The organism is Nocardia brasiliensis IFM 10847 (genome assembly GCF_000710915.1).
Lineage (GTDB): Bacteria > Actinomycetota > Actinomycetes > Mycobacteriales > Mycobacteriaceae > Nocardia > Nocardia brasiliensis_A.
In genome coordinates, this window is sequence record NZ_BAUA01000114.1 from 12224 (window position 1) to 26364 (window position 14141).

Consider the following 14141-nt stretch of genomic DNA (forward strand, 5'->3'; position numbering starts at 1 on the left):
AAACCTCCATGAAAGTTGAGCTATGTGAGTTGGTAGGCCACAACCCGCCGCGGATCGGCTACGGCTGCCTGTGTGCGTGACTCCTGGGTGACGACAACCGACCGGTCCTCGGTGGTGATCGCCTGCACGCGCGCGCGGGGCGTGTCCGGCTCGGGCTGGCCGAGCACGCGTGCTGTCGCCGTGGTGCGCACGGTGATGACCCGTCCCGTGCTGGCGTGCAGGGATGCCGAGGCGGTGGCCGAGGTGGTGGCGGTGACCGTGGTCGCGGTGTCGGCGGGGGTGTTGCGGGTAACCGCCGCGGTCGCGGTCGCGGTGACGACGAGTGCGCCGTTGGCGGTCTTGACTCCGGCCGCGGTCCGGACCGCGGCCGCTGTGGGCGTGACGGTGATCGTGGTCGGGTTCGTCGCGAAAAGGGCAGCGAACGCGGCGGTGCGGGTGACAGTGACGACGAGGGGGACTGCCTGGATGGGGCGCGTGACCGCGGCCTCGGCGCTCAGCCCGACTGCGACGGCGAGTGGGGCCGAGGCCGGCGTCGACGCCGAGGCGGTCAGTCCGACCGTGACCGCGAGTGGTGCACCTGCGGTGGCCGCTCTGGCGGCGGTCGCGGTCGCGGCCGCTGTCACGTCGGTCTGAGCGCTCGCCGGTGTGGTGCGATCGACAGCCGCGGTCGGCGCCGCGGTCACCGCGAGGGTGTCGGCGAGGATCACCGGGCCCGCGAACGCGTCGGCGGTCGTTGCCGCGGTGATCGCCAGGGGCGCTTGCGCCGTGCCCGACCACGCTGCACCGGCGGTCGGCGCCGCGGTCACCGCGAGTGCGGCCGCCGCGGCGTAGTTGACGGCGGCGGTGGCGCTCGTGCCGACGGTGATCGTGGTGGACGTCGAGGCGGGTTGGCCGCGTTGAGCGTCGGCGGTGGCTGCGGCGGTGATCTCCAGCGGCGCAGAAGCGTTCGCGGTCCGTTGCGCCGTGGCGGTCGGGGTTGCTGTCACCGTGGTCGGCGCATCCCCGAGCGCGCCACGCACCGCGGTCGCGGTCGGGCTCACGGTCACATCGGTCTGAGTGCTCGCCGTGATCGGTACGCCCGCAATCGCGAGCGTCGCCGTGAACCGGCCGAGCACCGCGGTACTCGAGGTGGCGGTCCGGGTGCCGGTCGCGCCCGCCGCGGTCTGGCTGTCGACGCCGGCGCTGATGCCGTGCGCCGCGGTGATACCCGACATGGCAACCGAGGCGTCGAGTACTTCGGTCGCCGGTGAGGTCCAGGTGAACGTGTATGTCGTTGCGGCGGCGCGGATGCCGAACGCCCAGCACAGCAGGGCTACCTGCCCGGTGGTGGTGGTCGCGCTCGGCGTGGTGAACCCTGTGCTCGACGAGTTGTCGAACGAGCTGGCGTCGATGTTGATCGGGTTCGACGCGTCCACGGTCGCGCCCTGGTAGGCGACGATGCCTGCCAAGCTGGTAACCGCGACCGAAAAGTTCAGTGTGACACTGGTTTCCGCGCCACGGAACCGATAGAAGATGCTGTAGTTCTTGGCGTCGGATGCGCCGGACTGGTTGTTGTTCTCGGCCAGCGTCCACCCCGAAGGGGTGGTGTGGGTGTAGGTGCCCGCCGTATTGCGGTATGTGCCGACGCACAACACGAGCAGATCACCGCTGGCGGACCCGCTCGGATAGTTGACGACCAGCGAGGCCGACGTCGACGCGGACTGTGCCGTGCTCGTGCCGTTGGTCGTGACGCGCGACGGGGCGGGCACCGGGCCACCCTTGCGGCTATGCCGCGAGCGGCGCCAGGCTCAGCCCCGCCGCGGTCAGGGTCAACGTGTCACCGTTGACCACGGCTTTGGACGCGGTGAGCGCCGCCGACCACAAGAAGTTCCCGGACGACGAGGCATCCCAGAACGAGACGTGCGAGACGGTCTCGCTCGCGGTCATCGCGAACGACGGATTCGTACCCGTCAACGCGATAGCCCCGGACGCGGCCGCCCCGAACGTCGCCTGGCTGCGCGTGGTCAGGGCCGACGGATTCGAGGTGCCCGCCGAGCCGGGATCGCCGATGTGCAGCTTGGCGTAGATGCCCGACGGCTGCGTCCAGGCGGTGCCGCCGCGCAGGTGGTCGAGGATCTTGTTCGCCAGATTTGCGGTGTGGATACCAACAGTCATCGGTCAGTCCTCCTGTGTCTCAACAGATTCGGTGATGGTTTCGGCGTCGGTGGTGCCGTCGGCGTGCGTGACGGTGGCCTCGGCCCAGGTGCTGGCATCGAATGCTGCGGTCATGGTGGGTTACCTCGCTTCTACTGAGAGGGTCATGCGGCGGACGTCGGTCCGGCTCGCACTGGTGGTGATGCGGCACCGCACCTCGTACTCGGTGCCCGCGGTTCCTCCGGACAGCCACACGAGCACGGCGCTGCTGTCGTCGGTGGCCTCCTGGGATTCGATGGTCAACCCGGCGGGCACGGTGACCTCGAAACTCGAGATGGTCTCGCCGTCATCGAGCCAGGGCACCTCGCCGGGCACCCGCTCCGTGGGCCGTCCCTGCCCCCATACGAACCGGTAGTCGAGATTCGCCTCGGGGTCTTTGATCCGCCTCGGGTACAACATCATTCGTTCCCTTCGGCGGTGACGGGGTCGCCGATCTCATAGCCGAGATCGGTCAGGACCTCGGCGTGCGTGGAGACGACATAGGACTGATAGATCGGGTCGACCGTCGCGCCGGGGATACCGCCGTTGGCGGTGCAGCCGACGACATCGACTCCGGCATTGCGCCACTGCGAATACTCGACCGGATGCACGGTGACTGCGAGATATTCGTGTCCCCGATAGGGCGGGTCGACCCGCCAGATCTGAGCGTCACCGATCCACGAGGGATGTTCGGCGAGAACAAGATTCGCGATCATCAGGGAATCACCTCCATGTAGACCCAGACGGCGACCGCGCCGTTGCCGCCGTTGCCGCCGGGCAGCCATGCAGGCGGCAGGAGCCCGCCCCGGCGCCCGCCGCCCGCGCCACCACCGCCGCCACCGGGAGCGGCCCCCGCGCCGCCACCTCCAGGGCGCGAGTTCGCAGTCGCGCCGGGCCCGGCGTTGTTGCCGCCGCCACCGCCGCCGCCCCCACCACCCGAGAAGATGTGAGGGTCAGTGGCGGTGGTGCCCGCCGCAGCACCAGACGTTTCCGGCGGGCCCCCGTCACCACCAACGCCCAGAGCGGTCGATTGGCCCCGAAACCCCGGCGACATGTACTGATAGCCGTCATCGCCGCCGCCACCGCCTCCGTCGCCGCCGCGGCCCGGCGCACAGGTCGAGGCGACCGCCCCTTGCGCCGTGAACACATTCGAGGTGCCCGGCTTACCGGAGAGCAGCGAACCGAACGAGCTGGTGCCGCCGACTTGACCGATGCTGTTGACGGTGGCTCCGAGCCCGCCCGCGCCGACCGTGATCGTTTCCGTGCCTCCGACCATGGTGTGGTCGGACCATTCCTGATAGCGGTAGCCGCCGCCCTCGCCACCCTCGGCGCCGTCGGAATTGGTGCCCGGGGGCCCGTTGCCGCCGTTGCCGCCGTTGATCACCGCCGCAGCGATCCGGCTGATACGCATGCCCGCCGGCGGGGTGGGTTTCGTCCACGATCCACTGCCGGTGTAGAGGTAGCGGGTCACGGTCTGGCCGTCGATCACCGACGTCGTGACCGCCGCGGCCGCAGTGCTCGCGATCGCCCCGGCCTGGGCCTGCACGACCGGCATATTGCCTACGAAATCGTCGTTCACGACCCCGAAAATCGCCTCGAGTACCGAGCCGAACCCGCCGAGTATCGCCTGAATGATCGCGGCGATGATCGCGAATAGTCCGCCGTCGATTTGCCCCCAGCGGCCATCGCCGACAGTGGATTTCAGCTGCTCGGTGACTGCGGCCTCGGTGCGCGCGGACATGCCGGGGATCGAGGGGCCCGCCGATGCTCCGTATTCGCCGCCGTCGAACGGGGCCCCGGCTGGAAAGCTCACGTCAGCACCGCTCGGGTGGCACCGGCTGCTCGCGGCGGCGCTGCTCGAGAGCCGCGCGTTCGGCGACGAGTTGGTCGCGGCGGACGTCGATCGCCCGCGTCGTGGCGCGTAGGCGATTGAGTGCACCCAACGCGTCGACCCGCTCGCCCGGGGGTGGTGGCGTGACGAGGATTTCGATCATGGCTGACCAGGCGTCGTCGCGTTGGTTGCGTAACTGATCGTCCTGGTTCTCGAGATCGCGATCCTCGGTCCCGATGCGCCGCAATTCCAGTGAGGTGCTTCGGAATTGAGCGTTGCATTCCCGCTGATGCAGCGTGAACGACACGATCTGCACGAGCCCGAGCACGACAGCCACGGCCATCATGATCACGATCACGGTGAACGCTGGCGGGCGCAGCTCTACCGACGCGAGCCGCTCGCGGAACTGACGCCACCGCACGCGGATAGGCCGCCGGTCGAGTTCGGGAACAAGCCGGGTGCGCCGACCGCGGCGCACCCGGCGGAACCCGAGCAGATACATACCGGTCGCAGTGATCACGCTGCCGATGAGCAGCCCGACCAACACAGCGAGCCAGTAGTTAGTGATCATTTCCATCACCATCCGGGGCGTCCTCGTCCTCGTCGCGGGCCTCGTCGCGCGGGCGACGAGCCTTGAAATAGGCGGTGCCGAGAAGTCCCGCGATGCTGGTTATGACCGCGGTCATCGCGACCGCGACCTCGGGTTGGGGCCGATAGTCCTCGGCCCGGATCGCCGGCATCAGCACGAACGAAACGAGCCACCCGACGGTTATCGCCACCGAGATGCCTGCGAGCACCTTGACCAGGAGTCCGTTCTCGTCCACGCTTCACCACCTCTCCACACGTGCACACATCCGGGATTCGCCCGAGCAGCCAGCGCGGGCCACCCCGAGGCCCGGTCACCGCTCAGTCCTCGTCGCCCGACACGGGCCGCAATAGAGCACGTACGGCGGCCGGCAGTTTCAGCTCCGGCCATACCTTCGCGCGCGCCGTCACCAGCGCGCCGCCGCCGAGGATCGCCGCGGCGATGCCGATGATCAGATCCTCGGTCGCGTGGTCGACGATCCCCTTGCTGACGAGGTAGCCGACGACGAGCACGACCACGGGGCCGACCCGGGCCGCGAGGGGCTCCTCGTTCCACCACTTCCGCAACGCGTTCACGACTTCGCCTCCAGCAGTTCGAGAATCCGCTCGTTCTGTCGCATCACGTGCGCGATGCCGTCGACGAGAGTGCGGCGCGGGTTGTCGCTGTCGGCGCCGTCGCCGAGCTGGGGCCAGCCGTCGAAATTCGGCGAACCGCACAGCTGATCGAGGATGACCGCGACCGCCTCGACGAGATACCGGCCGCGGTCGGGGGCGGTTTCGACCGCCTTGCCGAGCAGCTCGGTCCAGCCCGCGCGGTCTGGGCCCATCAGCTGGACAGCGACATCTTCTGCATCGGACATGGGGTGCTCCTTGTCTGCGCTGAACAGCGCGGTGAGTTCCGCGGTCGTGCCGCGGAAGGCCCACGCGTCGATCTGGAGACCGGCGACACGGGCCCTTTGTGTGAATTGCAGGACAGCGACCCTGTTGCCGCCGTAGGGGTTCCAGCCGCTGGCGCTGGGGCCGGGGTAGAGCGCAGAGGCGTAGCCGGTCTGGTCGCTGCCGTAGCTCGAGGCCATCAAAGGCGGCAGGCCCGACAGGTCAGGGCGGCCGATGCCGTCCCAGTACCAGCGCGGCAGATACAACAGGGCGACGTGGTAGCCGCGGCGCACGAACTCGGCGTGCACGCCGCGCAGCACTTCGATCTGACCGGAACCGTTCTCGTGGTCGAGCATCACCGGCACGCCGCGGTCGGGCTCCGCGTGCTCGTAGTTGTCGACCTGCGCGGCCGCCGGTGTGGTGGTGACGTAGTGATAGGCCATGAACGCCAGGTTGTTTCGCTGCGCCCCGGCCTTCTGCTCGTGGTAGGCGGGGCTGGTGTACGTGCTGCCCTCGGTCGCCTTCGCAATGACCGCCGAGAACCCCTCGCCCGCAACCTGATCGAGGTCGATCCCCCGCTGCCATCCGGAGATGTCGACGCCGTAGACGGTCATGACCGCGGCCCCATCATCTGCGTCGCGATCTCGTCCCACACCGCGATGTCCGGGGCGCCCAGCGGCGCGCACGCGTAGCCCTTCGGCGGTATCAGCGAGGCGAGCTGACCGAGGGAGATCCAATACCCGTACGGGCGGAATCCGGAGTCGGCGACCCAGATAGCCTCGTCGTCGGAGTAGCCCATGAGCGCGATGTAGTGATAGACCGTCCCGCCGCTGTAGGCGGGCGACGCCGATCCGTTCACCCCGCGTGGGTAGTTCGACGGCGGGGCCACGATGTTGGCGACGATCCCGAATCCGGCGTCGATGCTGGCGCGGATGTCGGCCCACAATCGATCGATCTGGCCAGGGGTGGGCGGATCGTCGGGCATCTGCCGCACGAGGTAAACGTCTCCGCAGAACGCATTGAGCACCGGCGCGATCAGCCCGATGTGGTCGGTGCCGTTGCGGGTGGTGCGCATCGCGTTGGCCATCGCCTGTTCGGTGACATGGATGCCTCGCCCGCTCAGCACGACCTGCGTCGAGGCGGGTCCGCACCAATACGGTGTCTCCTGCGGCACAACTGACCGGTCGTAGGACAGCACGGTTTCACTCATCGTCGGGGGCCTCCTGTGCTTGTGCCTTCCGGCGTGCCTTCTCGAGCTGCTCCTGCGCGGCGCGCACTACATCGATGTGACGCGGGATGTCCTTCTCCAGCTGGGCGGCCATCGCGGCGCGCTGTTCGGGGTCGGTCATCGCCGCGATCTGATCGGCGAGGCTCGGTTTGACCGCGCGTAGCATCTGCTCGGCTTGGGTGTACTGCTGCTCGGGTGTCGACGCCGGCGCGGCCTCGGCGCGTGCGGCGGCCTGCTGCTCGTATTCCTCGCGTTTGACCCACTGTTGAGGTTGCAGCCATGCCGCGGCCTCGGGGTGTTCGCCGGTGCCGACCGGCATCTCGGTCATGAGGTCGGGCACGACCACTACGCCGCGGTTGATCAGCGCCTGCGCCCACGCCTGGCGAACGCGCGGATGGATCGGCACGAGCACGTCGGGGTTCCCGGCCTGGCCCGGGAAGGCGTCCAACAGCGCCATCAGCATGGTCAGCTGGTCGCCGCCGTCCCGGAAAATCGGATGTTCGGTCACAGAAATGTCCTCACGAGATCAGGTGCACGCCGATGTTCTGTAGCGTCGTGAACGCCTTGGTCAGCAGCCGCGCGTTACGGGCCGCCATCGACATCGCAGCGTCCGCTTTGCCTACAGTGGTCGACCAGCCGAAGAACTTCCCCGCCTCGAAGTCCCAATCGATTTCCATCTCCTCGACCTGATCCACGAACAACTTGTCGGTGACGTGGCTCGCGGTCGAGATGATGCGGTGACCGATGTCGTAATCGAGCCCCGGAATGTATTCGCCGCCGTCGCGCATCGTGAACTGGTGGGCGGTCTGAGATTTCGTGACCTCGAACCCCGCCCGCAGCGCGGCGACCGCCGACAGGGACCACGAATTGTTTTCCGCGCCCTGCTGATAGATCTCATACAGGTGAATCCATCCGAGATTATGGGCGCGAGTGTGGTTCGTCCATTGCAACCAAGCGAAAATGGTTCCCACCAGGAACGGCATTACCACGTCGGCGACAATCGAGCCGAGCCCGCTGAATCCGCCGAGTAGGAAATAGCCGATCAAGGCGGCGATGGATTCGATAGTGAGCCGTGCGAGTTGGTCGACGAGGGGGTTGTCGCCGCCGACTATCACGCTGACCGCGGTCGCGGGCGCCCAGGTGAGCTCGCTGGTTTCGATCTGGCTGTATCTGCTGTCGCGCACGGTGACGTGCGGGTGCGAGGGGATGGTGCCGTGGTAGTGGCCCTGGTAGTACTCGTCGGGCCAGATCGACTGATCGTCGTCCACGAACAGCCGAACATCCTCGACGAACCCGGACAGGAATTGCGCGACCGTGCGCTGTAACCCTGCTGCGATCCCGCCGCCGGTGCCGGTGCCATCGGCCGAGTAGTAGCCCGAATTGTCGACCACTTCGAAAACCAATGCGAGATTCTCGCAGGTGTCGACACCCTCGACCGGGCACGTCTCGCCGTCCACGGTCACGATGCGGCGATAGGTGATCGTGAGTTGTGCGTCGTCGAGCGCGTCGCCGATGATCTGATCCATGCGATTCATGCGAGTGGCAAGAATCGTCCACAAACTCGAATCGTCCAGATCGAACGGTTTGCATTTGATCAGGACCTGCCAGTCTGACCAATCGAAAAGATCATCCCAGGATTCGACATTGAATGGATCGTCCGGCATTGTCCACGGGTGCCCGTTGAGCCTTATCAGATTCATCAGGACCATCATGGAGATTGCCCACTTGGCAGGTCCGAAAATTGGTAGTACACGCGGGAATTGGAAAATCGGGATCGGCAATGCCGGGTTGGGTGGGCCGAGCATGAATTGCAAGAATTGGAGGTCGTCCACGAAATTCACTTCGAGATAGTGAACGCGGTTCTTCGTGACTACCTTCCAGTTTTTCAGCAGCCCCGACCATCGTTTCGCGCCGCCCATCACGTCGACGGTGACGATTACGTTTTTCTTGGCTTCGGGATCATCGGGAATCGACACGAGCCAGCGGGCTAGGTGATGGTCGAGGCGCAGGCGCAGTTGCCCGCCGACGCTCTTGTTGTTCTTCCACGGGAATTTCCCGGCGACGGTGTCCGGCACCCGGCCTTGCAGAACAGCCCCCGGTGAGCCGTCGGGACGGTTCTTCCACAGCCGCGTCAACGGCGGGGTGCGGCGCAGGCGGGTGAGGTTGTCGCGGATCTCGTCGGTCTGCGCAGACAAGGCTTCGATGTCGGCGAACGTGGTGGTCAAATCGTCACCCCCCACGGTCGCGAGAACCGGCGCGGAATCCAGAACTTGATGCCGGCGCCCGCCTGCACGCCCTCGCATTGGACGGTGACCGGGGTCGGTGGCGTCCATGGCGCGATCGGGTAGAGAATCCCGTTGGATTGCCAGCGGTCTTGTACGGGTGCACCATTCGCGGCGATCAGCGTCGGCTCGTCCGGGTCGCTGTCGATCGAGGTGTCCTCACCGGTGACCAGCGTCGGCAACCACACCATCCGCGCGGCGTCGTCGGCGGCCCGGTTGAACGGATAGGTCGCCTTCGCGTAGATCTTCTGACCCCAGCTGCGATCGAAGACCCGCCATCGCCCCGGCGCGTTCGCGAAGCCGCGCCAGAACACCGGCACGTCGCCGCGGTTGGGGACCATGACCGTCCCGGTCGCGGTCGATGTCGGCGGAATCCACTCCAGCTCGACCGGGGACGATTCCCAGAACGGACGCTCACACGCCGCGCTGATACCGAGAGTCGACTCGTGACGCAGCCATGGGTCGTAGCCCTCCCACTCGGCCGAGGCGTAGGCGATCGGCTCGGTCAGCAACCGCATCTCCAGCCGCCGGACACCGTACGACGTGTGCGCCTCCAGCCAGAACGTGTCTTCACCGACGAGGCCGAGTGCCATCCGGAAACGAGAATCGCGGTCGGCCCATTGCGCCGGATCGCGGCCGCTGATCTGCACCGAGAACACGGGGTCGCGGCGTTCGAAGGTCATGCCCTGGTAGTGCGCGCCGGTCGCACTGTTGAGCCAGTACGTTTTCGCTGGGGCGTCGATGAGTTTCGACGGCCCCTTGCGCAGCAGTACGCCCTCGGACTCGTCGGTCAGGTTCCAGCGGGAACCGTCGCGGCCGAGCAAGAACAGTGTCAGGTACTCGCTCACCCGGGCAGCCCCGCCATCGCGCCTTGCGCCTGTAGCGCGGACCACCGGTCTTGCTCGCGCACGAGCTCGCCCATGTCGGTCACCGTGACCGGGGCGTGGAAGTGCACGCCGTGATCGCGATTCACCGTGCGCGAATCGCCGCCGCGCGGGGTCATCCCGGCGGGCAGCGGCGGCAGCGGCATCGGCAGTCCGGCGTTGATCGCCTCCAGCTGCGGCCCCCACGTCTCGGCCGGGCCCGCGCTCACCACGAACTCTTTGTTGCTCAGCCACGGCGCGGGGATGCTGTCGCTGGTGGTGGTGCCCGGCCCGAACACCCAACCGCCATTCCGATAGCCGTGACCCTGCCCCCACACCCCCACCGGCGTCCCATACCGGGCGACCGTATAGCGCAGCGCCGCAGCGATATTCGCCGACGGATGCCAGATGTCGGACGGATACAGCTCGGACTTGTAGGAGTTGAACGTCGGGTCGATCACCTGCATCAGGCCCTTGCTCGGGATGCCCTTCTTGGCGTTGCTGTCCCAGAGGTTGATCGCGCGCGGGTTACCGCCGGACTCCGACTGCATCTGCGCCAGGCCCAGACTCAGCCAGCTCGCCGGCATCGCGAGCGCGGACAGCACCGAGGCGAACGTCGGCGACCACTGCTGCACCCCGCCGCCCGGGTTGTACTCCGGGCTCGGCGTGCCCTGCTCGCCGGTGCTGCTGCTCGACGAACTCGTGCCGGACTCGCTGCCCTTCTTGTCGACGGGCAGGTTCTTCGGGGTGTAGTCGTAGCCTTCGCCGTCGGCAGGCTGCCCGGGTTCGCCTTGCCCGGCCTTGCCGGCGTAGAAGTTGATCGCGGTGTTCAGGCTGCGGGTGTAGACGTTGCCGCCGGACAAGATGCTGTTCTCCAGGCCGAACATCGCGAGGATGCCCTCGGCGAGGATGCCCGCGCCCTTGGCCGCGATTCCCGGCAGACTGATATCGACATCGCCTGCGCCGCTTCCACTTCCGGATTTCGACGATTGCAGCGAACGCAGCTTCTGCGCGCGCTGGTTCTGGGCCCGCTGGTAGTCGCGGTCCGCGGCCGCCTTCTCCTCGGCGGTCGCGTTCGGGTCCGCATAGATCTGATTGCGCTTGGTGTTGGCCTGGTCAACCGAAGCGTCGGCGTCCTCCCGTTCGAGCTCGTCGTCGCTGCGGCGGCCCGGCAGCGCCTGCTGCGGCAACACCTCCGACGACGGGCCCGGCGTGCCGGAGCGCCCTGCCTTGCGGTCCTCGAGCTGGCGCACCTTCAGCTCGGCCTCACGCACTGCCAGCTCGGCGGCTTCACGCTCGGACGGCTTCACGTTCTTCTTGAAATCCAGTGCGCGCAAACGCTCCTGCGCCTGTGTGACCGCGTTCTGCGCCTGCGCGAGGTCGATATCGTCCTTCTCGCCCCACGGCTTGACCGCACCGCCCTGCGCCATCGGCTGCACGAGACCGGCTTGCAGCGCCGCACGGAACCGGTACACGCCAGCTTGCCCGCCGAGCTTGTCAACATCAGAGGTAGTGAGCATGTGCTCGCCGGGCATGCCGAGCAGCGCCACACTGTCGCGCCCGGGGATGCCACCCTCGATCGGCCCGCCGCCGGCGTAATGGACGTAGCCGGACTCGGGAGAATACGTGTCGGCGTTCTCGCGAACAGCCGGGCTGTCGATGCCCTGCTGCACGCGCAACATAATGTTCTTGGTGACCGGCCTGGTCGCCTCGGCCTCGATCTTCACCAGCTGCGCGCGGGCCTGCTCGTCGTTCAGCGTGACGACGACGGTCTTGTCCGGCAGCTCCTGCACCGTGTAGCCGAGCTTGCGCATCGCATCCTGCTGCTCGACCGTCGCCGACTTCAAAACCACAGTGTTCGCGGTCACCCGGTCGACTTCGACGCCGTACGAAGCGAACGCGTCCCGGCCTTGCTGCGTCAGCTCGAACAAACCCCGGGATGCGTCAGTCACCTGGACGGCTTCGTTGCCTTCGCGCGCCATGGCTTCTGACGTCTCGTTCATCTTGCCGCCGAGCGTGGCCGCGGACTCGCCGACGTCGTTGTACGCGGCCTTCAGCTGCGCGAGGTCCGGCAACACTTCCTCGCTGCCCTGAGCGGCGAGCGCGGCCTGTGCCTTGTCGATCCCCTCGCGGTACTTCTTGACCGCCTCTGGAAGCCCTTGCAACGCTTGGGCAATCTCGGTGTCCGACAGCCCTGATGCCCGCGCCCGCCCGAAGGTGTTGGCGCTCTCGGGGGTCGCGTCCCGCTGCTCGAGGATGATCTGTGTCAGCCGCTCGTTGATCTGATCCCGGGCGACCGGGTCGACGCCGGTCGACGCGCGAACAAAAGCTTCGCGCCCAACACCCAATGTGCTTGCGCGGGTGAGGTATCCCTCTTTGCCGAACTGCTCGGCCGCAGTCGACAGGGTGGCTTGGGTGGCCTTGCCGGTCGTCTCGTCGAGGGTGCGGCCCAACGCCTCGAGCTTGGCGCGTTGTTCCTCGGCGGCGCGCGCGGCCTCGGCGTGCCGTTGCGCGAGGATGCCGATACCGGCGGCCGCGACACCTACGCCGAGAGTGATCAGCCCCTGCGGGCCGATCATCGCCCCGATGCCACCGAGCGCGCGCCCGAAGTTCGAGGCGCTCGAGCTGGCAGCCATACCGTTGCGGAACGTGTCCAGCCGGGTGTTCGCGCCGCTGATGACGTTTTGCAAGCCGGTGAAGATCGGGCCGATCGTGCGGAACGCGAGATAGGACACGAGCAGGGTCTTGACGAGCCCCTCGTGATTCGCCAGCAGGGATGCAGCCCCCGACAGGAACGGCATCAGGATTGCCGACCACGCCTGCGCGGCCTCGTACACGGACTTCAGGATCGTGCCGACCGATTGCAGGACGGGCACCCACCGGTCGAGCTGCTCTTGTCCCTGCACGAAGAACGTCGTCAGCTTCTCTTGTCCCTCAGTGGATTTGAGCCAGCCCGCCCATTTGTCGGTGAGCCGGTCGGTAGTCGCGAGGAAGCCCTCGCCGCCGAGCTTTCCCGCGTTCAGAACCGAGTTCAGCATCGAGCCGAGATTGCCGAGCACCGACAGCAACCGCCCGCCGGCCTCGATGCCCTCGTTCATCCACCGGTCCAGATCGCCCGCCTGATCGGCGCGCGTCAGGAACGCATCGAACTGTGTCGCCGCATCGGTGAACGACTGCGCGAGCCGGGGCATCTTGTCGGTACCCGCATCGGTCAGGGTGAACAGGCTCGAGATGACCGGGGCGAGCGCACTGTTCAGAATCCCGGCCGAGGTGGCGGTGTTACGGAACACGGTGTCGACCGCGCCGACGGCACGCTCGGAGCCCAGCTCGCCGAGTATCGTCCGGAACCCGGTATTGAACTGGCCGGCCAGCAAGCCCATGCCACGATCGAGCGCGGGCAGCTGCTCATCGACCACGCGATGGAGCGGCTCGGTCAGGTTCTTCAGCGTGATCGACTGGACACGGTCCCCGATTCGCTCCCACTGCCCATCATGGGATTTCATGAGATCGACCAGGGCACGACCCTCACGGGTCAGACCCTCGTAAGCCTCCTGCCCCTTCTTGCCGTCAGCGAACGCGTCTTTCAACCCGTTCAGACCGATCGCCAAGGTCGTGCCGCCCGCGGCGGCCGCGGCGAAGAAGCCGGGCAGCAGCGCGGCGTTCTGCGTCAGCGCTTGCATGTCGGCGCCGATCGAAGCGACCGCGGCGCCGAGCGCGGGCACCTGCGACAGGCCGAGCGCGCCGGCGTTGAGAATGAGCGGGTTGGTCAGCAGGCCACCGAGCAGGCCCCGCGATCCGCCAGCGCTGCCGGTGTCGGCGCGCACGTTCACACCTACCGTGGTGCCGTTGAGTGCGGCGATCTGTGCTGCGGCCCCGGCGGTGTCGGCGTCGACGTTGACGGTCAGGTCTCGGTAGGAGGCTCGCAGCAACGCCAGATCGTCGGCCGCGGTGCGGGTGTCGGCGCCGACCTGCACGTCCACCCGCAGGTCCATCGCCGCCAGCCGCCCGCGGATCAGGGTCTCGACCGCATCGAGGGATACCTCGTCGACACCGACTCGGACCTCGACCGCTCGCGCGATCGTCCGCAGGTGCGTGTCGAGTTCGTCCTCGAACTCCGAGGTGTCGGCATGGATCTTCACGTCCAGGTCGGCGTGAACGCGTTCGAGGTATTCCTGTAGCTCGCGCGCGAATTCCGTGAAATCCGGGTGGATTTCGACGCCGAGCTTTGCCTCGACCTCCTCGAGGTCTGCGCGCAGTTCCCGCACGAAACCGCTGAAATCGGGGCCGATAGAGACATCGGCCTC

14 protein-coding genes are annotated in these 14141 nt (G+C 67.3%); all 14 read right to left on the reverse strand.

Going from position 1 to position 14141, the window contains the following annotated elements; translation table 11 throughout:
- Positions 1-20: 20 nt before the first annotated feature.
- Entirely contained in the window at positions 21-1748 is a 1728-nt protein-coding gene (locus tag NBRGI_RS44145) for a hypothetical protein (RefSeq protein ID WP_036560586.1), read from the reverse strand.
- 16 nt (positions 1749-1764) lie between these two features.
- Entirely contained in the window at positions 1765-2154 is a 390-nt protein-coding gene (locus NBRGI_RS24145) for a phage tail fiber protein (RefSeq protein WP_029899510.1), read from the reverse strand.
- 120 nt (positions 2155-2274) lie between these two features.
- The gene (locus NBRGI_RS24155; protein WP_148310928.1) at positions 2275-2592 is read right to left on the reverse strand and encodes a phage fiber-tail adaptor protein; all 318 of its coding nucleotides are present in this window, start codon (positions 2590-2592) and stop codon (positions 2275-2277) included.
- The gene (locus NBRGI_RS24160; protein WP_029899512.1) at positions 2592-2888 is read right to left on the reverse strand and encodes a hypothetical protein; all 297 of its coding nucleotides are present in this window, start codon (positions 2886-2888) and stop codon (positions 2592-2594) included. Before NBRGI_RS24160 ends, NBRGI_RS24155 begins: the two co-directional genes overlap by 1 nt.
- On the reverse strand, positions 2888-3985 hold the full coding sequence (locus NBRGI_RS48470) for a hypothetical protein (RefSeq protein ID WP_162483025.1): 1098 nt from the start codon (positions 3983-3985) through the stop codon (positions 2888-2890). Before NBRGI_RS48470 ends, NBRGI_RS24160 begins: the two co-directional genes overlap by 1 nt.
- Before the next feature lies 1 nt (position 3986).
- Positions 3987-4574: a hypothetical protein gene (locus NBRGI_RS24170; protein ID WP_029899514.1), complete on the reverse strand. Its 588-nt coding sequence runs from the start codon at positions 4572-4574 to the stop codon at positions 3987-3989.
- Positions 4564-4827 (reverse strand): hypothetical protein, encoded by a 264-nt coding sequence (locus NBRGI_RS24175; RefSeq protein WP_029899515.1) that lies wholly within the window; start codon positions 4825-4827, stop codon positions 4564-4566. The genes NBRGI_RS24170 and NBRGI_RS24175 overlap by 11 nt, the downstream gene beginning before the upstream one ends.
- A gap of 82 nt (positions 4828-4909) precedes the next feature.
- Positions 4910-5164: a hypothetical protein gene (locus tag NBRGI_RS24180; RefSeq protein ID WP_029899516.1), complete on the reverse strand. Its 255-nt coding sequence runs from the start codon at positions 5162-5164 to the stop codon at positions 4910-4912.
- A complete protein-coding gene (locus NBRGI_RS24185) occupies positions 5161-6078 on the reverse strand; it encodes a glycoside hydrolase family 25 protein (RefSeq protein ID WP_051727998.1) in 918 nt (305 codons plus the stop codon). Before NBRGI_RS24185 ends, NBRGI_RS24180 begins: the two co-directional genes overlap by 4 nt.
- Positions 6075-6674, reverse strand: a complete 600-nt coding sequence (locus tag NBRGI_RS24190) for a C39 family peptidase (protein ID WP_063726300.1) — start codon at positions 6672-6674, stop codon at positions 6075-6077. Before NBRGI_RS24190 ends, NBRGI_RS24185 begins: the two co-directional genes overlap by 4 nt.
- Entirely contained in the window at positions 6667-7200 is a 534-nt protein-coding gene (locus tag NBRGI_RS24195) for a hypothetical protein (RefSeq protein WP_029899519.1), read from the reverse strand. Before NBRGI_RS24195 ends, NBRGI_RS24190 begins: the two co-directional genes overlap by 8 nt.
- A gap of 10 nt (positions 7201-7210) precedes the next feature.
- Positions 7211-8917 carry a Gp37-like protein gene (locus tag NBRGI_RS24200; protein WP_148310931.1) on the reverse strand — a complete coding sequence of 569 codons (1707 nt, stop codon included), beginning with the start codon at positions 8915-8917 and terminating at the stop codon, positions 7211-7213.
- A complete protein-coding gene (locus tag NBRGI_RS24205; protein ID WP_051727999.1) occupies positions 8914-9822 on the reverse strand; it encodes a hypothetical protein in 909 nt (302 codons plus the stop codon). The genes NBRGI_RS24200 and NBRGI_RS24205 overlap by 4 nt, the downstream gene beginning before the upstream one ends.
- The gene (locus NBRGI_RS49215; protein WP_235211088.1) at positions 9819-13661 is read right to left on the reverse strand and encodes a transglycosylase SLT domain-containing protein; all 3843 of its coding nucleotides are present in this window, start codon (positions 13659-13661) and stop codon (positions 9819-9821) included. The genes NBRGI_RS24205 and NBRGI_RS49215 overlap by 4 nt, the downstream gene beginning before the upstream one ends.
- Between the last annotated feature and the right edge of the window lie 480 nt (positions 13662-14141).

What these genes read in the sequence shown, in the direction of transcription:
- NBRGI_RS24145 (WP_029899510.1), bottom strand. Translation starts at nt 2,154, where the DNA reads ATGACTGTTGGTATCCACACCGCAAATCTGGCGAACAAGATCCTCGAC.
- NBRGI_RS24155 (WP_148310928.1), bottom strand. Translation starts at nt 2,592, where the DNA reads ATGTTGTACCCGAGGCGGATCAAAGACCCCGAGGCGAATCTCGACTAC.
- NBRGI_RS24160 (WP_029899512.1), bottom strand. Translation starts at nt 2,888, where the DNA reads ATGATCGCGAATCTTGTTCTCGCCGAACATCCCTCGTGGATCGGTGAC.
- NBRGI_RS24170 (WP_029899514.1), bottom strand. Translation starts at nt 4,574, where the DNA reads ATGATCACTAACTACTGGCTCGCTGTGTTGGTCGGGCTGCTCATCGGC.
- NBRGI_RS24185 (WP_051727998.1), bottom strand. Translation starts at nt 6,078, where the DNA reads ATGACCGTCTACGGCGTCGACATCTCCGGATGGCAGCGGGGGATCGAC.
- NBRGI_RS24190 (WP_063726300.1), bottom strand. Translation starts at nt 6,674, where the DNA reads ATGAGTGAAACCGTGCTGTCCTACGACCGGTCAGTTGTGCCGCAGGAG.